Origin of the sequence: Klebsiella sp. JN_Kp121 (assembly GCF_040062145.1) — a bacterium.
Classification (GTDB): domain Bacteria; phylum Pseudomonadota; class Gammaproteobacteria; order Enterobacterales; family Enterobacteriaceae; genus Klebsiella; species Klebsiella aerogenes.
In genome coordinates this window covers 851,112-871,629 of sequence record NZ_JBEAHX010000002.1, presented here as the reverse complement: position 1 = coordinate 871,629, position 20,518 = coordinate 851,112, and the positions used below count along the sequence as shown (strand labels likewise).

At 57.8% G+C, this 20,518-nt stretch carries 20 protein-coding genes and 1 pseudogene; 7 read left to right on the top strand and 14 right to left on the bottom strand.

The window, feature by feature from the left end:
* Positions 1-30: 30 nt before the first annotated feature.
* The 7 genes from hpxK to hpxU all read right to left on the bottom strand — a co-directional run bounded on the left by hpxK (position 31) and on the right by hpxU (position 6,396).
* Entirely contained in the window at positions 31-1,257 is a 1,227-nt protein-coding gene (hpxK, locus tag ABLU86_RS06790; protein WP_015366614.1) for an allantoate amidohydrolase, read from the bottom strand.
* Positions 1,254-2,495: an alanine--glyoxylate aminotransferase family protein gene (locus ABLU86_RS06785; RefSeq protein ID WP_042897452.1), complete on the bottom strand. Its 1,242-nt coding sequence runs from the start codon at positions 2,493-2,495 to the stop codon at positions 1,254-1,256. Before ABLU86_RS06785 ends, hpxK begins: the two co-directional genes overlap by 4 nt.
* A gap of 14 nt (positions 2,496-2,509) precedes the next feature.
* Positions 2,510-3,247, bottom strand: a complete 738-nt coding sequence (locus ABLU86_RS06780) for an amino acid ABC transporter ATP-binding protein (RefSeq protein ID WP_015705410.1) — start codon at positions 3,245-3,247, stop codon at positions 2,510-2,512.
* The gene (locus ABLU86_RS06775; RefSeq protein ID WP_045414207.1) at positions 3,228-3,884 is read right to left on the bottom strand and encodes an amino acid ABC transporter permease; all 657 of its coding nucleotides are present in this window, start codon (positions 3,882-3,884) and stop codon (positions 3,228-3,230) included. Before ABLU86_RS06775 ends, ABLU86_RS06780 begins: the two co-directional genes overlap by 20 nt.
* Positions 3,884-4,549, bottom strand: coding sequence for an amino acid ABC transporter permease (locus ABLU86_RS06770; RefSeq protein ID WP_072382865.1), 666 nt, complete (start codon positions 4,547-4,549; stop codon positions 3,884-3,886). Before ABLU86_RS06770 ends, ABLU86_RS06775 begins: the two co-directional genes overlap by 1 nt.
* 9 nt (positions 4,550-4,558) lie before the next feature.
* Positions 4,559-5,344 (bottom strand): transporter substrate-binding domain-containing protein, encoded by a 786-nt coding sequence (locus ABLU86_RS06765; protein ID WP_026612306.1) that lies wholly within the window; start codon positions 5,342-5,344, stop codon positions 4,559-4,561.
* A 212-nt stretch (positions 5,345-5,556) separates the two neighbouring features.
* Positions 5,557-6,396: a MurR/RpiR family transcriptional regulator HpxU gene (gene hpxU, locus ABLU86_RS06760; protein WP_015366608.1), complete on the bottom strand. Its 840-nt coding sequence runs from the start codon at positions 6,394-6,396 to the stop codon at positions 5,557-5,559.
* Between the two features lie 178 nt (positions 6,397-6,574).
* On the opposite strand from hpxU, the gene hpxW reads away from it, so the two are divergent.
* The 4 genes from hpxW to hpxZ are packed head-to-tail and all read left to right on the top strand — an operon-like array spanning position 6,575 to position 10,137.
* A complete protein-coding gene (hpxW, locus tag ABLU86_RS06755) occupies positions 6,575-8,158 on the top strand; it encodes an oxamate amidohydrolase (RefSeq protein WP_072382867.1) in 1,584 nt (527 codons plus the stop codon).
* Positions 8,159-8,168: 10 nt separating this feature from the next.
* Positions 8,169-8,357, top strand: coding sequence for an oxalurate catabolism protein HpxX (gene hpxX / locus ABLU86_RS06750; protein WP_047056826.1), 189 nt, complete (start codon positions 8,169-8,171; stop codon positions 8,355-8,357).
* The gene (locus tag ABLU86_RS06745) at positions 8,354-9,751 is read left to right on the top strand and encodes an AtzE family amidohydrolase (protein ID WP_348796016.1); all 1,398 of its coding nucleotides are present in this window, start codon (positions 8,354-8,356) and stop codon (positions 9,749-9,751) included. Before hpxX ends, ABLU86_RS06745 begins: the two co-directional genes overlap by 4 nt.
* A complete protein-coding gene (gene hpxZ / locus ABLU86_RS06740; RefSeq protein ID WP_348796015.1) occupies positions 9,748-10,137 on the top strand; it encodes an oxalurate catabolism protein HpxZ in 390 nt (129 codons plus the stop codon). Before ABLU86_RS06745 ends, hpxZ begins: the two co-directional genes overlap by 4 nt.
* A gap of 223 nt (positions 10,138-10,360) precedes the next feature.
* On the opposite strand, the gene puuE is transcribed toward hpxZ, so the two are convergent.
* From puuE to ABLU86_RS06725, 3 genes and pseudogenes are all read right to left on the bottom strand, one after another.
* On the bottom strand, positions 10,361-11,293 hold the full coding sequence (gene puuE, locus ABLU86_RS06735; RefSeq protein ID WP_032711639.1) for an allantoinase PuuE: 933 nt from the start codon (positions 11,291-11,293) through the stop codon (positions 10,361-10,363).
* Positions 11,184-12,028: pseudogene (gene hpxA, locus ABLU86_RS06730) on the bottom strand (allantoin racemase). Before hpxA ends, puuE begins: the two are co-directional and overlap by 110 nt.
* Complete coding sequence (locus tag ABLU86_RS06725) at positions 12,028-12,744, bottom strand: GntR family transcriptional regulator (protein WP_015366600.1); 717 nt, start codon at positions 12,742-12,744, stop codon at positions 12,028-12,030. The pseudogene hpxA and the gene ABLU86_RS06725 overlap by 1 nt, the downstream one beginning before the upstream one ends.
* Before the next feature lie 143 nt (positions 12,745-12,887).
* On the opposite strand from ABLU86_RS06725, the gene ABLU86_RS06720 reads away from it, so the two are divergent.
* Positions 12,888-14,384: an NCS1 family nucleobase:cation symporter-1 gene (locus tag ABLU86_RS06720; protein ID WP_015366599.1), complete on the top strand. Its 1,497-nt coding sequence runs from the start codon at positions 12,888-12,890 to the stop codon at positions 14,382-14,384.
* 94 nt (positions 14,385-14,478) lie between these two features.
* Positions 14,479-15,792 (top strand): guanine deaminase, encoded by a 1,314-nt coding sequence (gene guaD / locus ABLU86_RS06715; protein ID WP_163365859.1) that lies wholly within the window; start codon positions 14,479-14,481, stop codon positions 15,790-15,792.
* Between the two features lie 43 nt (positions 15,793-15,835).
* Here guaD and uraH read toward each other — a convergent pair whose 3' ends face one another.
* Genes uraH through ABLU86_RS06700 form a run of 3 tightly spaced genes read right to left on the bottom strand, consistent with a single transcriptional unit; the run spans position 15,836 to position 18,019 of the window.
* Complete coding sequence (uraH, locus tag ABLU86_RS06710) at positions 15,836-16,162, bottom strand: hydroxyisourate hydrolase (RefSeq protein ID WP_020078779.1); 327 nt, start codon at positions 16,160-16,162, stop codon at positions 15,836-15,838.
* Positions 16,159-16,659: a 2-oxo-4-hydroxy-4-carboxy-5-ureidoimidazoline decarboxylase gene (gene uraD, locus ABLU86_RS06705; RefSeq protein ID WP_348796014.1), complete on the bottom strand. Its 501-nt coding sequence runs from the start codon at positions 16,657-16,659 to the stop codon at positions 16,159-16,161. Before uraD ends, uraH begins: the two co-directional genes overlap by 4 nt.
* Complete coding sequence (locus ABLU86_RS06700) at positions 16,637-18,019, bottom strand: nucleobase:cation symporter-2 family protein (RefSeq protein ID WP_020078777.1); 1,383 nt, start codon at positions 18,017-18,019, stop codon at positions 16,637-16,639. The genes uraD and ABLU86_RS06700 overlap by 23 nt, the downstream gene beginning before the upstream one ends.
* A 359-nt stretch (positions 18,020-18,378) precedes the next feature.
* Here ABLU86_RS06700 and hpxO point away from each other — a divergent pair, with 359 nt between their 5' ends.
* Positions 18,379-19,533: an FAD-dependent urate hydroxylase HpxO gene (hpxO, locus tag ABLU86_RS06695; protein ID WP_348796013.1), complete on the top strand. Its 1,155-nt coding sequence runs from the start codon at positions 18,379-18,381 to the stop codon at positions 19,531-19,533.
* On the opposite strand, the gene hpxR is transcribed toward hpxO, so the two are convergent.
* Positions 19,512-20,447 carry a LysR family hpxDE operon transcriptional regulator HpxR gene (gene hpxR / locus ABLU86_RS06690; RefSeq protein WP_348796012.1) on the bottom strand — a complete coding sequence of 312 codons (936 nt, stop codon included), beginning with the start codon at positions 20,445-20,447 and terminating at the stop codon, positions 19,512-19,514. The genes hpxO and hpxR overlap by 22 nt on opposite strands.
* Between the last annotated feature and the right edge of the window lie 71 nt (positions 20,448-20,518).

Genomic DNA, 20,518 nt, shown 5'->3' with positions numbered 1-20,518 from the left:
CCCCGAAAAGAGGATGCGCCCGTTAGTGATTTACCCGGCAAGTTTTATCACCGCCCGGCTGAAGGCATCAATCGCCAGTTCGACATCGGCTTCGCTGACCGATTCCGCCGGATGGTGACTAATTCCCCCTTTGCAGCGCACAAACAGCATCCCCACCGGCCAGCGCTCCGCGATAGCAATCGCATCATGTCCGGCGCCGCTTGGCAGCGTCAACGCCGTGCCCTGTACCTCGCATAGCGCTTCGGCAATCACCGACTGTAATCGCGGATCGCAGGCGGTTGCCGCAATGCGGTAGAACTCCTCAGCGGCAAACTGCAGGCCGCGACGCCCGGCAATCTCTGCGGCTGCCGCCAGCAATGAACCCAGTAATGCATCCAGCGGCTGATCCTGCGGACCGCGGATATCCAGAGTCAACGCGACTTCGCCGGGGATCACATTGACCGCTGCCGGCGAGCAGCGCAATGTCCCGACGGTGGCGACCAGGTTGCCTCCCTGCTGGCGCGTCGTGCTCTCAATATACAGCATCCACTCCGCGGCGGCGGCAAGCGCGTCCCGGCGCTGGTCCATCGGCACCGTGCCGGCATGACCCGCCTCGCCGGTAAAACAGCAATTGAGGCGCCGCGCGCCGTTGATCGCCTCGACCACGCCGAGTGCCGAACCGGCCTGTTCCAGCCTCGGCCCCTGCTCGATATGCAGTTCGAGATAGGCGGTAAAATCTTCCGCCGGGCGCGAGGCTGAATGGACGCGTGATGGATCCAATCCGGCGTTGACCATCGCCTGCGCCAGGCTAATGCCTTCGGCATCGCGTTGGGCCAGCCAGGTTTGCGGCCAGCTTCCCGTCAGACCCTTGCTGCCCAATAGCGTGATACCAAAGCGCGTTCCTTCTTCATCGCAGAAGCCGACGATTTCGATGGCCTGCGCCAGTCGGCGCGCCTGATTATGTAAGCTCTGCACCACTTCGATGGCGGCTAACACCCCCAACATGCCATCATATCGCCCGGCGTTGCGTACCGTATCGAGATGCGATCCGAGCAAAATCGCCGGCGCCCCTTCTTCTCTACCTTCATAGCGCCCACAAATATTACCGACGCTGTCCTGCCAGACAATCATGCCTGCCTGGCGCATCCAGTGGGCAACCTGCTGATTAGCTTCGAGATGCTGTGGCGAAAGGTAAACCCGCGTCAGGCCTTCCGGCGTTTCGCTTATCGCCGCTAATCTCTCTGCCCGCGCCATCACTCGCGCTGCGGCCAGGTTCATAGCGGTTTCTCGCTGCGATAATGATCCCACGCCGCCTGCATGGCTGCCCCTTGCGTGGTGGGGAATTTCAGGTAATTGAGTACCGACTCCAGCGCGCTGAGGGTGGTCATGACGCAATCTTTGCGCGCGTTGTAACCCATTGTGCCTATACGCCACACTTTGCCGTGCAGCGGGCCGAATGAGGTGCCAATCTCAATGGCAAAATCTTCCAGCATCAGTTGGCGTACCTGGTCGCCATTAATGCCCTGCGGGATGATCACGCCCAGTACGTTATTCATTTTGTGTTGCAGGTCGCCAAAGATTTCCAGACCCATCGCCTGAATACCTTTCACCAGCGCGTCGCCGTGCAGTTTGTGGCGGGCAATGCCGTTATCGAGCCCTTCTTCAAGAATCAGACGCGCGCATTCGCGGGCGGCGAACAGCGCGGATGTCGCTTCCGTATGATGGTTAAGGCGTTCTGGCCCCCAATAATCCATCACCATCCCGAGATCGAAATAGTTGGAGTAAACCATCTCATCGACGCCATCAAGGTGCTCGGCGGTACGGATCCCCTGCTCGACGCATTTACGTCGACGGATAGTCTCCTCCATCCGCGGGCTCAGGGTAATGGGCGAGGTGCCGGAGGGGCCGCCGAGGCACTTTTGCATCCCCGCCGATACCGCATCCAGCCCCCAGGCATCGGTCTCCAGCGCATTGCCGCCCAATGAGGCGGTGGCGTCGGTATAAAACAGCACATCATAACGGCGGCAGATCTCGCCCAGCTCCGCCAGCGGTTGCAACATGGTGGTTGAGGTGTCTCCCTGCACCGTCAGCAGCATACGTGGACGCACCCGTTTGATCGCATCTTCAATCTGCTCGGGAGAGAACACTTCCCCCCACGGCACCTCAATGGTATGCACTTCCGCCCGGCAGCGGCGGGCAATTTCACATAACAGATGGCCAAAGCGGCCAAATACCGGCACCAGCACTTTGTCGCCGGGGCGGATCGCGGAGATCAGAATGGCTTCAATCCCCGCCCGTGAGGTGCCATCCACCAGCATGGTCCAGCGGTTGCTGGTGCGGAATACCCCGCGGTATAACGCCATGACTTCGTTCATATAGTGCGTCATAGCCGGATCGTATTGGCCGATAAGCTGGCTGGACATCGCGCGCAGGACGCGCGGGTCGGCGTTGATCGGCCCCGGCCCCATCAGCAGACGATGCGGAGGATTGATTGGTGAAAATTGAGCGATATCCATCGTAGATTCCTTTATTAATTCAGTCCGCGCACGGAGGAGATAAATTGTTTGAGTTCATTGGTTTGCGGCTGGCTAAACAGCGTTTTGCTGTCGCCCTGCTCCCAGACTCGTCCCTGGTGCATAAACACCACCCGGTCGCCGACTTCACGGGCAAAATTCATTTCATGGGTAACCAGAATCAGCGTCATTCCTTCCGCGGCCAGCTGTTCCAGCACTTTGAGCACCTCGCCCACCAGTTCCGGATCCAGCGCGGAGGTGATTTCGTCACAGAGTAAAACTTTTGGCGACATCGCCAGCGCGCGGGCGATAGCGACCCGCTGCTGTTGACCGCCGGAAAGGCTGGAGGGATAGAAATCCAACCGATCGCCAAGCCCGACTTTAACCAGCATTTGCTGCGCCAGTTCGCGGCACTCGGCGGGCTTTTTTTTCAATACCCGCCGCGGCGCCAGCATCACGTTTTCCAGCGCCGTCATATGCGGGAATAAATTGAAGTTCTGGAATACCATGCCAACGGAGCGGCTAATCTCCCGCGCCTGCGAATCGCTGTCGGTAATGGTCATGCCACCGAGCTTAATACTGCCTTCCTGGTACCCCTCCAGCCCGTTAATGCAGCGCAATAAGGTGCTTTTCCCCGAGCCGCTTCGGCCGATGATGGAAATCACTTCGCCCATATTGATATCGAGATCGACCCCCTTCAGCACGTGATTATCGCCGTAGAATTTCTGCACCTGATTAATGGTGATGAGCGGCATTGAATTTATTCTCCAGATAGCGGCTGTAACGGGACAGCGGATAACACATGATGAAGTAGCCCAGCGCGACCAGCGCGAAAACCTTAAACGGCTGATACGTCACGTTGGTGAGCATGGTGCCAGCCTTGGTGAGCTCGACGAAACCGATAATCGACGCCAGCGCGGTGCCCTTTATTACCTGTACGGCGAAACCCACGGTGGGAGCGATGGCAATACGCACCGCCTGCGGCGCCACCACGCGACATAACGTCTGGGTGAAATTTAATCCCAGGCAACGCGATGCCTCCCACTGTCCTTTCGGCAAGGCCCGAATACTGCCGTACCAGATATCCAGCAAAAAGGCGCTGGTATAGAGGGTCAGCGCCAGCGCGGCGGCGGTCCATGGCGACACATCGATCCCGAATAACGCCACGCCGAAAAAGGCGAGAAACAGCTGCATCAGCAATGGCGTCCCCTGAAATAGCTCGATATAGCCGCGAATGAGGCGCTGCACCCACAATTTACCCCGCAGGCGCAGCAGCAACAGCGGTAATGTCACCAGCGCGCCGCCAATAAAGGCCGTCAGCGATAGCAGCACGGTCCAGCGTCCGGCCAGCAGCAGGTTGCGTACGATGTCCCAGTCGGTAAAGGTTGTCATCATGCCTGTACCCTCAGCCATCTACGTCCAGCCGCCATTAGCAGCTGGCGCATCGCTATCGATAACGCTAAATAGAGACCGGTCGTCACCAGATACACCTCGAAGCTCAAAAACGTTCGCGACTGAATTAAGTTGGCGGCAAAGGTCAGCTCTTCATAAGAGACCTGCGATACCACCGACGATCCGAGCATTACGATAATGCACTGGCTCACCAGCGCCGGGTGAATACGCTGCAACGCCGGCGGTAAAACTACCTGAATAAAGGTCTGACTCCGGCTGAGCCCCAGTACCCGGCCGGCCTCCCACTGCCCTTTTGGCGTCACCTGGATCCCCGCGCGGACGATCTCCGTACTGTAGGCGCCCAGGTTGACGATCATCGCCAGTAGCGCCGCTTCGCCCGCCGTCATCTTCAACCCCAGATTCGGCAGGCCGAAGACAATAAAGAACAGTTGAACCACGAACGGCGTATTGCGGATAACCTCAACGTAAGCCCCCCATAGCCGACTCAGCCAGCTTGCCCGCCCGCTACGCAGAGCGGCACCGATGATCCCGATAGCCAGGCCGCCGAGTGTGGCGAGTACAGTGAGTTGGATAGTGACCCAGAGTCCCGCCACGAGCTCCGGCCAATAAGGCCAGAGCGCGGAAAAATGTAATTGCTCCGTCATCGCTGTACCTTAAGCGGCAAAGTCGCTGGGCAACGGCGCTTTCAGCCACTGCTGTGATAACGTATTGAGGGTGCCGTCCTTAATGCCCTGCGCGATTAAGGCGTTCACCTTTTCCTTCAGCGCCGGTTCATTTTTTTTCAGGCCAATCACGCAAGGTGAATCCTTAAGCATAAAGTTGGCGACCGGGGCTTTCGCCGGGTTTTGCCGCGAGATAGCCGCGACGACCAGATTACCCGTCGCCACATATTGCACCTGACCAGAAAGCCAGGCCGACAGCGTGGTGTTGTTATCTTCGTAACGCTTAATCTGCGCCGCTTTCGGCGCAATGCTGGTCAGCACCATATCTTCCACCGCGCCGCGGGTCACGCCGATGCTCTTACCGCTCAGTTCGGCTGCGTCTTTCAGGGCAGCTCCCTGCGGGCCGAAAACGCCAAGGAAAAACGGCGCGTAGGGTTGGCTGAAATCAATGACCTTTTCACGCTCGGCGTTCTTACCCAGGCTTGAGATCACCAGATCCACTTTATCGGTCTGCAGATACGGTACCCGGTTGGCGCTGCTCACCGGAACCAGCTGCAGTTTTAGCTTCATCTGCTTTGCCAGATAGCGGGCCATATCAATGTCATACCCCTGTGGCTGGAGATCGGTGCCTACAGAACCAAACGGCGGGAAATCCTGGGGAACGGCGACGCGGATCACGCCGCGTTTTTCAATATCCTGGAGTTGGTCCGCGTGTGCGGCGGTGATTTGTGTCAACAGACAAGCGGCCCCGGTCAGCGCAATCAGCAGTTTTTTCATCATCATTACCCGTTACGTTAGTATGAAACAAAAGATTCTTTAAATAAACTTTTGCAACTAATGTGCCAGATACGGACAAAAGAAATTTGCGCTGCCTAATCGGCTTTTAGCGAGAAATGACGCGAATATTAACCATGGCGGTAAGAAGAGTCGCCCTTCTCCTTACCGTACTTTGGCACCAAAAAGGTGCAAAGCACCAGACTGGCTCCCCATTATCGTTGTTCAAGCTCATCCAACTGCTGGTATAACGTGGCGATGTCATGAATGCGCGGGCGACCGCTATCGAGAATTTCATGTAGCAAGGCGTTCGCCAGCAGGTTGATAAGACTATTGGCCGACGCGTAGCTGTCGAAAGCCGACACGCTATCCAGCGGGGCGCATAACCGCCAGCACGCCAGCGGAAACAGGCTATGCGCCTGAGGCTCGCAGATTAGCAGTTGCGGAACTCCCCGCTGTTGCAGTTGCTGCATCAGGGGACGAATAATCCGCGGCCGACGGCGAAACGCCATCACCACCACGATATCTTCCGCGCTTATATCGACCAGCTCTTCACTTAGGCTTTGCCCCGGTTGCGGCAGCACCACCACTTGCCCACGCGCCTGAAGCAACTGCTGGCGCAAATGCAGCGCCAGCGGCCAGGAGTTTCGCATGCCAATAATGACGACGCGCCTGGCCTTGACCAGCGCGTTAATGGCTTCGGCAAACTGCCGGGCATCCAGCGCGTTTACCCACTGCGTCAGGTTTGCCATCTCCTGTTTATAATGCCGCGCCAGCAGCGTATTACCCTGCACCGCCTCGCGATGATCGGTCAACGGCATCCCGCTCTGGCGTAACGTGCGCAGCTCATCGCGCATATCGCGATACTTTTCATATCCCAGCCGTTTAAACAGACGGCTTACTGTCGCTTTTGATACCCCGCTCAGTTGGGCCAGCTCGGCGCTGTTGTAGCTAATCAGGTCATCAAAGTGGTCGACAATGAAATCCGCCACCCGCTGCTCCTGGGGTGACAACGACGCATATTGCGCCTTCAGCCGTTCATCGAGTTGTTCCATAGCGCCTCTGTAACTTTTGTTTCACTGAACTATACCGCTAACACCCTTCACAATGCATGCCACAATGAGAAAAGACAAACGGCCGCCGCATCATTGAAACTTTCTTTTCAAAGTGGAACAGCTTTTGCACGGACAGTATTTGCAGCAGTGGCTGTACGATTCGTTACGAGGATAATTTATGCAGAGTCATTTCTCGACCCAGGGGATGGCGGTCGCCCCCCATCATCTGGCTAGCCAAAGCGCGCTGTCCGTGCTGCGCGAAGGCGGAAGCGCAATAGAAGCGATGGTCGCCGCCGCCGCAACCATCGCGGTGGTCTATCCGCATATGAATGGTTTAGGCGGCGATGGGTTCTGGCTGATCGTGCCGCCGCAGGGCGATCCGATCGCCATTGACGCCAGCGGCGCCGCTGGTTCACTGGCGACGCCGGAAGCTTATGCCGGGCTAACGCACATTCCGCATCGCGGCCCGCAATCCGCCCTGACCGTCGCCGGCACCGTCAGCGGCTGGGATGAGGCGCTGAAAGTTTCACAATCCCTGACCGGTAAATCACTACCGCTTTCGCGCCTGTTACAGGACGCGATTGGCTATGCTGATAACGGTATTCCGGTGACCGCGTCACAAGCCAGCGCCACCGCTGGAAAGTTAGATGAACTTCAGCGCCAGCCGGGCTTCGCTGAGACCTTTCTGGTCAATGGCCGCCCTCCTGAAAGCGGCAGCCGCTTTTGTCAGCCTGCGCTGGCCTCCACGCTAAAACGGCTGGTTGCGGAAGGGCTCGATAGTTTCTATCGCGGCTCGCTGGCGGAACAACTGGCGGCCGGCATGGCCCGTTACGGCCTGCCTATCACGCTTGACGATCTGCGCCAGCATTGCGCGCGCCGCCCGCAACCACTGCGGCTACAGCATCAACATGGAGAGTTATGGAACCTGGCACCGCCGACGCAGGGCCTGGTGTCGCTGGCCATCCTCGGCATCACTGACCGGCTGGCGATGGAACAGGCCGACGATGTGCAGACTATCCACCGTATCGTGGAAGCGACAAAACAGGCCTTTAGCCTGCGCGATAAACATATTACCGACCCGCTGCATCTGGACGTGGATATTCAAAGTTTGCTGTCCCCGCAGGCGTTACAACCGCTGGCGGAGAAGATCGACGACCAGCGCGCCGCGCCATGGGGCGCTGGCAAAGGCCCCGGCGATACTGTCTGGATGGGCGTGATGGACAGTAGCGGGCTGGCGGTCTCCTTTATCCAGAGTCTCTATCATGAGTTTGGCAGCGGCGTGGTACTTCCGGACAGCGGTATTGTCTGGCAAAACCGCGGTGCGTCGTTCAGCCTCGACCCGGCGCATTTGCTGGCCCTGGCGCCGGGCAAGCAACCCTTCCATACCCTTAATCCCGCCGCCGCGCGTCTTAACGATGGGCGGGTGATAGTTTATGGCTCGATGGGCGGCGACGGGCAGCCGCAAACGCAGGCGGCGCTGTTCACCCGCTATATCCTGCAGAACGTCCCGCTTCAGGAGAGTATTTCTCGTCCGCGTTGGCTGCTTGGGCGCACCTGGGGACAGACTTCGGACTCACTAAAAGTAGAAGGCCGCTTTGCGCCGCAAACCCTCGCCCGGCTCAGGGAACTGGGGCATGAGGTTGAGGTACTGGCCGACTTCAGCGAGGCCATGGGACATGCCGGCGCCATTGTCCGCCATCCTGACGGCCTGTTTGAAGGCGCGTCTGACCCGCGCAGTAACGGCGCCGCCGCTGGCTATTAGGAGGAGAAGCATGAAACAAACGGAAAAAGAGTGGAGCGACTGGCTTCTTCAGATGGAACAGATCCTCGACCTGGAACTGGATGAATCGCGCCGCGCTGAGCTGCTGGCGCAATTTCGCCGCATTGCCGATATGGCTGAACCGCTGATGGCCTATCCGCTCGATCAGCGCCTGGAAATCGCCGGAGTGTATAAAGCATGAAGCTACATCAGATGACCATTGCCGGGATCCAGCAGTCGCTGAGTCGCGGTGAATTTAGCGCCAGAGAGCTGGCTCGCCAGACGCTTGATGATATTGCGCAAAGTAACCCGCGGCTCAACGCCTGGACGACAGTCACCGGGAAACGGATGCTCGACGAAGCGGACGCCATTGATGCCCTACGGCGCACGAATCAGCCGCTACCTGCGCTGGCAGGCATTCCCTACGCGGTCAAAAATCTGTTTGATGTCGCGGGAGAAACCACCCTCGCCGGCGCGCAACTGTTCAGCAATAACCCGCCTGCCCGCGTCGATAGCTGGGCGGTAAGTCAGATCCATAGCGCAGGCGGCCTGCTCAGCGGGATGCTGAATATGGACGCCTATGCTTACGGTTTTACCACGGAAAATAGCCACTATGGCGCGACGCGCAATCCGCACGATCTTAACCGCATTGCTGGCGGATCCTCCGGCGGCTCAGCGGCGGCGGTCGCCGCCGGGCTGGTTACTTTCTCGCTCGGTAGCGACACTAATGGTTCAATCCGCGTTCCGGCATCCCTGAGCGGGATTTTGGGTCTCAAGCCAACTTTCGGCCGTCTGTCGCGTACCGGCAGCCACCCTTTTGTTCCCAGCCTCGATCATATTGGTCCGTTTGCCCGAACGGTAGAGGATCTAGCCACAGTCTACGATGTTCTGCAGGGGCGAGACGTTAATGACGGTTTTCAGGCCGAACGCGGCATCGCCCCCGCCACGCCGCATCTGCGATATGGCCTCCAGGGGCTGCGTTGCGCGGTTTTAGGCGGCTATTTCAGCCGCTGGTGCGATGACGATGCCCGCGCGGCGGTGGCTCGCGTCGCCCGCTATCTCGAAGCCTCTGAAGAGTTTCTCTTCCCCGAGGCGGAGCTGGCGCGCGCTTCTGCTTTTATCATTAGCGCTTCTGAAGGCGGAAGCCAGTATCTGCCAGCCTTACGGCGTGAGCCGGAGCGCTTTGAACCGCACTCGCGCGAACGTCTGCTGGCGGGAGCGATGATTCCTTCCGCCTGGTACCTGCAGGCGCAGCGCTTTCGTCGCCACGCTCAGCAGCAAGTCGCGTCGCTATTCACCCATGCCGACGTGCTCATCGCCCCGGCAACACCGTGCAGCGCCACGCTTATTGGCGAGCAGACGATGGAGATCAACGGCGAGTCTTTACCGATACGCGCCAGCATGGGCATGCTTACTCAACCAATCTCCTTTATCGGTCTGCCGGTGGTGACCGTCCCGCTACGTACCGCGACGGGGCTGCCTGTCGGGGTGCAGTTAATTGCCGCGCCGTTTAATGAACAGGCCTGTCTGCGCGCCGCCTATGCGCTGGAAGCGATGGGAATAACCGATTCCCGCCCGGTGGAGATAGCCGCATGATCGCATCGCAAGAAATCAACCTTCCGCAAGTGGTCGCCGAAGTTACGGCGGCCTTTTATCGCTATGAACAGGCGCTGGTGAGTAACGATATCGCAGTGCTGGATGCGTTGTTCTGGCACGATACGCGCACGGTTCGCCTCGGCGCCAGGGAGAATCTTTATGGTATTGATGAGATCCGCGCCTTCCGCGCCGCGCGCCCCGCCGCAGGGCTTGCGCGGGAGTTACGCCATACGGTGATCACAACCTATGGAGAGGATTATGCGGTATGCAGTACCGAGTTCACCCGTGAAGGCAGCGAACGTATCGGCCGTCAGCAACAAACCTGGGTTCGGTTTGCCTGTGGCTGGCGTATCGTTGCCGCACAGGTTAGTTTGATGGGACATTGATGCCGTTGTTTGTCGTCCCCTGCTTGCGCTGCGCTTAGCAGGGCTACCAAATCGCATTGTGCTGTAGCCCCGGTAAGCGGCAGCGCCACCGGGGATTTTGAGATCGCTAGCACCAGTAGTGTCAGTCATCATGGTGAATAAATTAAAGGCAGGCCGCACGGACCGTAGGTCGGGTAAGGCGTTAGCCGCCACCCGACAAAATAATGGCGCAACGGGCCTGCCGCTATGGCTGGTACGGATGCACCTGCCGCCAGTGGTCGGCAATCTGCTGGCGGGTACAAATCCACACGCGCTCATGCTGCTGCACGTAATCGAGAAAACGTTGCAGAGCGCGAAAGCGTCCAGGGCGGCCCAGCAACCGGCAGTGCATGCCGATAGACATCATTTTCGGCGACGTTTCACCTTCCGCGTACAGCACATCAAAGCTGTCTTTCAGATAGGTATAAAACTGTTCAGCGGTATTAAACCCCTGAGCGGTGGCAAAGCGCATATCGTTAGCATCGAGCGTGTAAGGCACGATGAGATGCGGTTTACGCTGCCCGTCGGCGCAAGGCACTTCCGTCCAGAACGGCAAATCATCGCCATAATAGTCGCTGTCGTAATCAAACCCGCCATGTTCCACCACCAGTTGCCGGGTGTTAGGGCTATCGCGCCCGGTATACCAGCCGGTGGGCGGTTTGCCAAACAGGTCGGTCAGCACCTGCACCGCTTTATGCAGATGGTCACGTTCCTGTTCAATCGCCATATGCTGATAGTGGATCCAACGCCACCCGTGGCTGACCACATCGTAGTTGGCCGCTTTGATCGCCGCGACGATATCCGGATGACGCGCCAGCGCCATCGCCACGCCAAATACCGTCAGCGGTAACCCCCGCTCCTGAAAGGCATGATGGATACGCCAGAAACCCGCGCGGCTGCCATATTCATACAATGAGTCCATCGACATATGGCGGTCGGGATAGCTGGCAGCGCCAATGATATCGGAGAGAAACTGTTCGGAACCCGCATCGCCGTGCAGGACGTGATTCTCGGCGCCTTCTTCGTAATTAAGCACAAACTGCACCGCGATACGCGCCTGGTCTGGCCACTGCGCGTGCGGCGGTTTTCCCGCGTAGCCGCGCAAATCGCGCGGATATAATTCTGCTGCAGGTATCATCTCCCACCCCTTCATTTAATCATTAAACACGGCAAATTTACCGCTAAGCGTTTTACGTTCCGGATAAGCTAAATCGCCGTGCTTGCTGGTTGTCAGGCCTAGCGACACCAGAGATTCGACCATCTTCACCGCCGCGCTGACGCCATCAATAACGGGTACCTGAAGTTCCCGGGTCAGTTGCTGCGCCAGGGTCGCCATGCCGCCGCAGCCATCCTGCTGTAGCGCCTGAATACAGCGGGCGCGTACTTTTTCCTGCGCCACGCCGCTGCCATCTTCCAGCGCCAACACCGGTAGATCGATCGCATGCAGACCGGCGCAATGCTCATGGAAACCATACTGATGTAGCAGATGGCGAGCGATAATCAGCGTGCGCGGCAAGGTAGTGACCACCGAGAAGCGGGTAGCGACCAGCGTCGCCATATGCATCGCCGCTTCAGCAATACCAATAACCGGCCCCTGGGCCAGTTCACGGGCGGCAAGTAACCCCGGATCGCCAAAACAGGCGATAACATGCCCGGAAACGCCCTGCTGCCGCCCGGCTTTTATTTGCTCCAGCACGCCGACGGCGGCGATGGCTTCGTCAAAATGCCCTTCAATCGACGGCACGCCGTCTGGTGGACAGACCGCGACAATATCGGTTCCTGGCGACGCCGCGGCGCGGGCCGCCTCGGCGATAGTTTGCCTCATACCGGGATCGGTATTGGGATTGATGACTTGTATACAGATGGTGGACATTACCGCTCCTTATAGCCGGCAAACAGCCGGGCGAAATCGGGGACTGACTCCCCCGTGCGGGAAAAACATAAACTGGCGACGATGTGTTCAAAGTGATGATTTAGCGCCTCGGTCAGCGCGGTCAGCGCTTTTTCGCGTAACAGGCCGACAAGGCGCTCGTGGTCATCGCAGCGGCACCCTTGCCGCCACGGCGCGCCCCAGGCGGCAATCACCAGCGATGAGCGTTGACTGAGCCGGGTGACCATCTCCGTTAGCACCTGGTTGCCGGAAATGGCCTGTAACTGAATATGAAAATTAGCGGAATGGCGGATAGCGGCCGGGCCATCATAGGCCTCATGCGCCAGTTGCTCCTGCTGAATAATGGCTTCCAGCGCCGCAAGATGCGGAGGCTGGCAGCGTTGAAGTACATCCGGCAGATTCGCTACTTCCAGTAGCGCACGGGTGCGGAATATTTCCCGTGCCTCGTCAACCGTCGGACTGGCGACCTGTGCACCACGTTTGGGCGTTAATGTCACCATTTGCACAGCGGCGAGTCGTTGCAGCGCTTTGCGTACTCCTGTGCGGCTGACGCCGAACACCTCCGCCAGCGCCTCTTCCGGCAATTTGCTGCCAGGCAGCAGTTGTTGCTCGACAATCGCGGTCAGCAAGGCCTCGTAGATAGACTCATCCCTGTCATGCAGTCCGGCTGCGGCCTGCAGCGGATTTTCATTGCCCATTGGTCAACTCCACTTTCCATTTTGATATCAAATCGTATACATAAAATAAATATTTTGTATACAAAATTAACCATTCTGGCCTGAATCCTGCAACGCCTTCCGCTATCAACGGCACAACGTTTGTCTTCAGAGGAGCAGGATCCATGCCAAATACACAAAACACGCATCAGCTCAACGCCGGAGACCCGGCATCAGGCTACAGCCCGCGTCTTTGCAACGAGGATCTGGCGCCGACGCGCGAGCAAAACTGGAACTGGTACAACATTTTTTCTTTCTGGATGTCGGACGTGCATAGCATGGGCGGCTATGTGGTGGCGGCGAGTTTCTTTACGCTGGGTCTGGCGAGCTGGCAGGTACTTATCTGCCTGTTGGCCGGAATTGTTATCGTCCAGCTTTGCGCCAATCTGGTGGCCAAACCCAGCCAGATTGCCGGCGTGCCCTATGCGGTCATCTGCCGTCAGGCGTTCGGCGTCTTCGGCGCCAATATTCCAGCGGTGATACGCGGGCTGATTGCTTTCGCCTGGTACGGGATCCAAACTTATCTGGCTGCGAACGCCTTAATGCTGGTGCTGCTGAAGTTCTGGCCCTCGCTGGCGGCAATGACGCAAACGTCATTGCTGGGTCTTTCATCGCTTGGCTGGATCTGTTTCGCCACCATGTGGCTGTTGCAGGCGATGGTGTTCTGGCACGGCATGAGCGCGATTAAGCGCTTTATTGATATCGCCGGCCCGGCGGTATATGTGGTGATGCTGGCGCTGGCGGGCTGGATTGTATACAAGACAGGGCTCGACGGTATCTCCTTTACCCTCGCCAGTAAGACGCTGACCGCCGGTGAGCAAAGCTGGCAGATGATCACCGCCACCGCGCTGGTGGTCTCCTACTTCTCCGGTCCGCTGCTTAATTTTGGCGATTTCTCCCGTTATGCCAGAAGCATGGGCGAAATTCGCCGCGGCAACCGCTGGGGGCTGCCGTTTAACTTCCTGCTGTTCTCGGTAGTGACCGTAGTAATCGTCTCCGGGACGCAATCTTTATTTGGCCGGATGATCACCGACCCGATTGAAACGGTGAGCCATGTGGGTAACGATCTGGCGGTGGCCATCGGCCTGCTGACCATGATCACCGCCACTATCGGCATCAATATTGTCGCCAACTTCGTCTCGCCGGCATTTGATTTTTCCAACTGCGCGCCGCAAAAAATCAGCTTCCGCACCGGCGGGATGATTGCCGCCGTCGGCTCGATACTGCTCACCCCGTGGAATCTGTTTAACTCCCCTGAACTTATCCACTACACCCTGGATGTATTGGGAGCGTTTATCGGGCCGTTGTTCGGCATTCTGCTGGTTGATTTCTATTTGATTAAACGCGGGCAGGTATCGATCGACGATCTTTTCGATGATACCCCTAAAGGCAAATACTGGTACCGCAACGGCTTTAACCCGAAGGCCATCGCCGCGCTGCTGCCCTCGGTGGCGGTCGGCCTGATTATCAGCTTTATTCCCGCTCTGCATGAGGTGGCCAATTTTAGCTGGTTCATCGGCGTGCTACTTAGCGGCAGCCTGTATCGCTGGATTGCCCGCGACGAGCGGCAGGCCGCTTCCTCCGCCCGCTTTACCCCCGGCGCGCTGGCGCAGAAAGAATAATCCCGCCCGGCCGCGGAGCCTTCCGCGGCCTCCTGGCATTAAATTTGCACATATTTGCGCAATAGCTATCACCCTACTTATATAAGGCGGCAACATGCTGGAATACCACACCGCGTTACGCGGTGCGTTTTTTGATATTAGCCAACCCGCCGCCAGCGCTGACGATATCGCCCGCTACGCGCGATATATTGATGATGGCGTGCTGTTTATTTACGCCGGGAAGATTCAGGCGCTACTGCCATGGCAGGAAGCCGAAGCATTACTCGATCCACATAAAGGCTATCGCGATCTGCGGGGTAAACTGCTGCTGCCGGGGTTTGTCGACGCCCATATTCATTATCCTCAAACCGAAATGATCGGCGCCTTTGGCGAACAGCTGCTGGAATGGCTGACCACTTATACCTTCCCGGTGGAAAGCCAGTTTGCCGATGAACGGTACGCGGCAGATATCGCCCGTTTTTTTGTCAACCAGTTGCTCAGCCATGGTACCACCACCGCGCTGGTGTTTTGTACGCTTCATCCGGCGTCCGTGGAGGCCCTGTTTACCGAGGCGTTGCGCCTGAACATGCGCCTGCTGGCCGGTAAGGTGATGATGGATCGCCATACGCCGGAGTATTTAACCGAAACCGCCGAACAGAGCTATCGCCAGACCCGCGAACTGATCCAGCGCTGGCACAAGCGAGGCCGTCTGGGCTACGCTATTACGCCGCGTTTCGCCCCCACCTCCACACCGGAACTACTACAAGCAGTTCAGCGGCTGCGGGAGGAGTTTCCCGATACCTGGCTGCATACCCATCTCAGTGAAAACCTTAATGAAGTTGCGTGGGTAAAGCAGTTATGGCCGGAGCATGAGCACTATCTTGATGTTTATCATCACTATCAATTGACCGGAGCGCGCAGCGTCTTCGCCCACGGGATACATCTGGCGGAGAAAGAGTGGCGGTGTCTGCATGAGACCGGTTCGGCAATCGCCTTTTGCCCGACGTCAAACCTGTTTTTAGGTAGCGGGCTATTTCGCCTGCCCGCCAGCTGGCAACATCAGGTCCGGATCGGCATCGGCAGCGATGTTGGCGCCGGGACCACCTTCAGCCTACTGCGCACCCTCGGCGAGGCCTATAAAGTGGCGCAGCTACAGAGCTATCGCCTGCGCGCCAGCGAAGCGTTTTATCATGCGACGTTGGGCGGCGCGCACGCGTTACGCCTGGATGACAAAATTGGTAATTTCCAGTCGGGAAAAGAGGCCGATTTGGTGGTTATCGACCCGGCGGTGACGCCGCTACAAAAGCTGCGCGGCGCACGCTGTCATGATGTCTATGAGCAGCTGTTCGTATTGATGACCTTAGGCGATGAACGAAACATTAGTGAGACCTGGGTCAATGGCCAACAGGTATGGTGTAACGAAGGCTGAACCGCTGCCCGGCGCTTCATTCTGACCGGGCGGCGGACTCAACTTAACTTCCGCGATAGGTCGACCAGCCGCCGGGGGCAATTAAAAACGGCAGATGAAAATGGTCGTTGTCCTCGGCGGTGATCATAAAATCGATCTGCGCCTGCCGGTACAGGGTCTGACGACCATCGCGCGCAAACCACGATTGCAGTTCGGCCACCAGCTGATAGTTGCCTGGACGCAGTTGTCCCGTCGCCAGCTCGCCCAGGCGGCCATGGCTGTCCGTCACGCCTGACGCCAGGCTGCGCCCTTCGCATAACAGGGTAACCACCACGCCTTGTGCAGGCTTGCCGGTAGAAATATCAAGAATATGGGTGCTCAGGGTGATCATTCGCTAATAACTCCCGCCAGTCTGAGTAAGGTGATTTCACGTAATTGTTCCAGTGCCGCTTCAATTTCCTGCGCGTCATTATTCGTCAGCCGTTGGGTCAGCGCCTGCAGGATCTCGGCGGCGCTGCGCCCTTTGGCGCGGATCAGAAACACGCGGTCAAAGCGGGCTTCGTAACGGGCGTTCCCTTCTTTCAGCGCCCGGGCGATATCGGCATCGTCGGCATTAACCTCCACCTGCTCCTGGCGAGACAGCGCGGCATGCGCTTCCCCGCCCGTCGGCTTTTCCCCGATCCGCGGGTGGGCGCAGAGCGCCCGCGCCAGATCTGCCTCTCCCCAGTGCTGCATCAGTTGTTGCGCGCGATCCGTTAAGGCCGTCAGTGTGGCATAGGGCCGCTCCAGCGCCAGCGCTTCGCGCCAGGCGGGGAGCGCCACGCAGGGTTCAAGCTGGCGAATGGCTTCCGCCTGCGGCAACTGATTAAAGTGGTTGAGTGTTATCATCATTGCTCCTTGCCGCTGCCGTCATGGCGGCTTTCTCTTGCGGAATAATCAGATTCAGTACAATCGCCACCAGCCCGCCGCTGGTGGCCGCAGATCCAAACAGGTTACCGATGATGGGCGGGAAATGGGCAAGGAAAGCGGGAACCGCCTCAATGCCGAGGCCAAAACCAAATGCCAGGCCAACAATCAGCATATCGCGGCGGGTTAGCGGGTTCTGGGTGATAATGCGGATCCCGGCCGCCACGACACAGCCAAACATGACCATCGTCGCGCCGCCTAACACCGGCGTGGGGATCTGGCGTAGGATCTCGCCGAATGGCGGAAACAGCCCAAGCAGAATCAGCAATACGCCAATATAACGCCCGACATAGCGGCTGGCGACGCCGGTCATCTGGATGACGCCGTTATTCTGTGCGAAGGTGGTATTGGGAAACGCGCAGATCGCCGCGGCGATCAGGCAGCTAATGCCATCCGCGAGGATCCCGCCTTTCAGGCGCGAACGAAACGCGCCGTCATCGATGGCCTGTTTTGAGATCAGGCAGTTGGCGGTTAAATCGCCGACGGCTTCAAGAATGCAAACCAGCGATACCAGCGCGACCGGTAAAAATATGGCGCTATTAAACTGAAAGCCAAAAGGAAATATCGCCGGCAGACGAAACCAGCTATCGCCGATCGGCGCCAGATGAAATTTTCCGCTCAATGCGGCAGCGATACAGCCCACCGCCATGCCGATGACCACTGACGATAAACGTAGCCAGCGGTTTTTCGCGCAGCTCAACACCACGATAATCCCTAACGTTATGCCGCCCAATGCGATATTGCCCGGGCTGGCGAAATCCTTCGCGTGCTCGCCGCCGCTCCAGTTAATAATACTGACCTTTATCAGGCTAATGCCGATCAGCGCAATGACGCTGCCGGTAATAATCGGGGTAAAAAGTTTTTTCAGCGGTTCGATAAAGCGGCTGACGACGACCGGTACCAGCGCGGCAACAACGTTGACGCCAAACAGCATGGCCATAATGTCCTGCGGGCCGCCTCCCTGCGCTTTCACCCACATGCCGCCGGCAATCGCTACGCCGAGAAAGGCGAAGCTGGTGCCCTGCATACAGATCATCCCTGCACCGATCCCCCAGACGCGGTTAGCCTGCAGAAAGGTGCCAATCCCGGAAGCCATTAGCGACATACTAATTAAATATGGCAGCCATTCGCCAAGCCCCAGCGCGGCGCCAATAATCAGCGGCGGCGTAATAATGCCGACCAGCCCTGCCAGCACATGCTGTAAGGCGCTAAAAAAAGCCGGCAGCGGCGGGATGCGCTGCTCCAGGCCATAAAGCAGGTTGCTGTTCTTTTCATCAGACATGGGGTCACCGTCTCGTCGTGGATAAGCGTTCACGATGTAGTGCACAAAGCAGGCCACATTGCTTATTCCCTCTATCTTTATCCACGTAACAATCGCTTTATCTTTTATTTATCAGTGAAATAGCTAAATTAAAGAGCGGCTATTCTGTAACGATCGTTGGCGCGGGGCGCTGAAACTTTTGATTCCTTAATTCATCAAAAGAAATCTTTGATTCATAAAAAGGCAACATAATCGCAATTTTGCCCTCCTTTGGTGCACCTCCCCGCCATCACCCGTCCGTTTTCCGCTGATTTCGCAGGTTCTGCTACCTGGTATGCAAATTGCTGAACCCCTTAAACAACACACCTAAGGGGAAGACAATGAAAGCAATCGTGATTGGCGCGGGAATCGGCGGGTTGAGCGCCGCGGTGGCGCTACGTAATGCAGGCATCGCCTGCGAAGTGTTCGAAGCGGTAAAAGAGATTAAGCCGGTTGGCGCCGCGATCTCTATCTGGCCCAACGGCGTTAAGTGTATGAACCGCCTGGGGATGGGCGAGATCATCGACGCTTATGGCGGCCCGATGCATTATCTGGCGTATAAGGGGTATCAACACGGGGAAACGCTCACACGGTTCAGTCTCGCGCCGCTGGTTGAACGTACGCAGGGACGCCCTTCGCCAGTGTCGCGAACGGAACTTCAGCGTGAGATGCTTGATTTCTGGGGGCGTGAGCAGGTGCAGTTCGGCAAGCGGGTCACCCGCGTGGAAGAGCATACCGACGGCGTCACCGTCTGGTTTACCGATGGTAGCGAGGCGCACGGCGATATGGTCATCGCCGCCGACGGCAGCCATTCGGCACTGCGGCCATATGTGCTCGGCTATACGCCGGAACGCCGCTATGCTGGTTACGTCAACTGGAATGGTCTGGTCGACATTGATGAGTCCATTGCCCCCGCCGATCAGTGGACGACGTTTGTCGGCGAAGGGAAACGCGTGTCGCTGATGCCGGTGGCGGGCGGACGCTTCTACTTCTTCTTCGATGTACCGTTGCCGGCCGGGTTAGCGGAAGATCGCCTCACCCTGCGCGACGATTTAACCCGCTACTTCGCCGGCTGGGCGCCGCCGGTGCAAAAGCTTATCGCCGTACTCGACCCGCAGACCACCAACCGGATAGAAATTCACGATATTGAACCTTTTGATAAGCTGGTGCGTGGCAAGGTGGCGCTACTGGGCGATGCCGGGCACAGCACCACGCCGGATATCGGCCAGGGCGGCTGCGCGGCGATGGAGGACGCGGTCGTGCTGGGTAATGTACTGCGCGACAATAGCGATATTGTCACCGCGCTGCGCCAGTACGAAGCATTGCGTTGTGAAAGGGTGCGTGAGCTGGTGCTCAAAGCGCGTAAACGCTGTGATATCACCCACGGTAAGGATATGGCGTTAACCAAAGCCTGGTATCAGGAACTGAAAACGGAAACCGGCGAGCATATTATCAACGGCTTGTGCGAAACCATTCAGGGCGGGCCATTAGGCTGAGAGTGAGCAGCGCTACGCATCTCCTCCATCACCAGCGTTAGTTTTTGAATCGCCATTTGCGCCGGACGAGATAGCTGGCGCGATGGCGCGGTGCATAGCGCCAGAGTCAAAGGCCGTAGCAGCTTATTACGTAGCGGCACAAACACCAGCGAACCGTTGTTTACCTCGTCCTGCACGTCCAGCAGGCTCAGGACCGTCACCCCGCCGCCTTTAAGCACCAGCGATTTAATCAGACGAATATCATTGCAGCTAACGGTGTTGGGCGGCGAAAAATCATAATGGCGATAGAGCATTGCCACCCGGTCATGCACTATTAACGGCGCGCCGGGAATAATATGCCGTTCATCGCTAAGTTCCCCCAGCGAGATCGCGGGCGCGGCGGCAAAAGGATGGTGCGGATGCAGTACCACCCCGACTTCCATTTCAATAAACGCCAGTACGTTGAGACCCGCCTGACCTTCAGGATCGAGGATCAGACCAAAATCGACATCGGACTGACGCACTCTATCGCTGATGCTCTGGCTATCGGCGACCTGCAACATCAGTTCCAGCCACTCGCACTGGTTGATAATCTCTGCCAGCGCCGCGGCAAAACTCCCTTCGGCCAGCGCCTGCACCATACCGACATTCACCGTTCCGCGTTTTAGCCCCTGCAGTTCATCAAATTTCTGTTGGGTCACGCGAAACTCTTTTTGCCAGCGCAGCAGATTGTCATACAACAGCTCTCCTGCGGTGGTCATCCGCAAACCTTCCGGCAGCCGTTCAAACAGCGGCGTGCCGAAGGACGCTTCAGCCTGCAGTATCTGGCGGTTAATCGCCGAAGCCGAAATATGCAGTTTTTCCGCCGCCCGGCGCAGGCTGCCGCTGCGGGCCACTTCCATAAAATAATGCGCAAAGCGCGAGAAAGGACTCATCGGTTACCTGTACTGATTTTGCAACGGATAGCTGAATTAATGCTGATGGATGTCAACACCCTACTATGGCA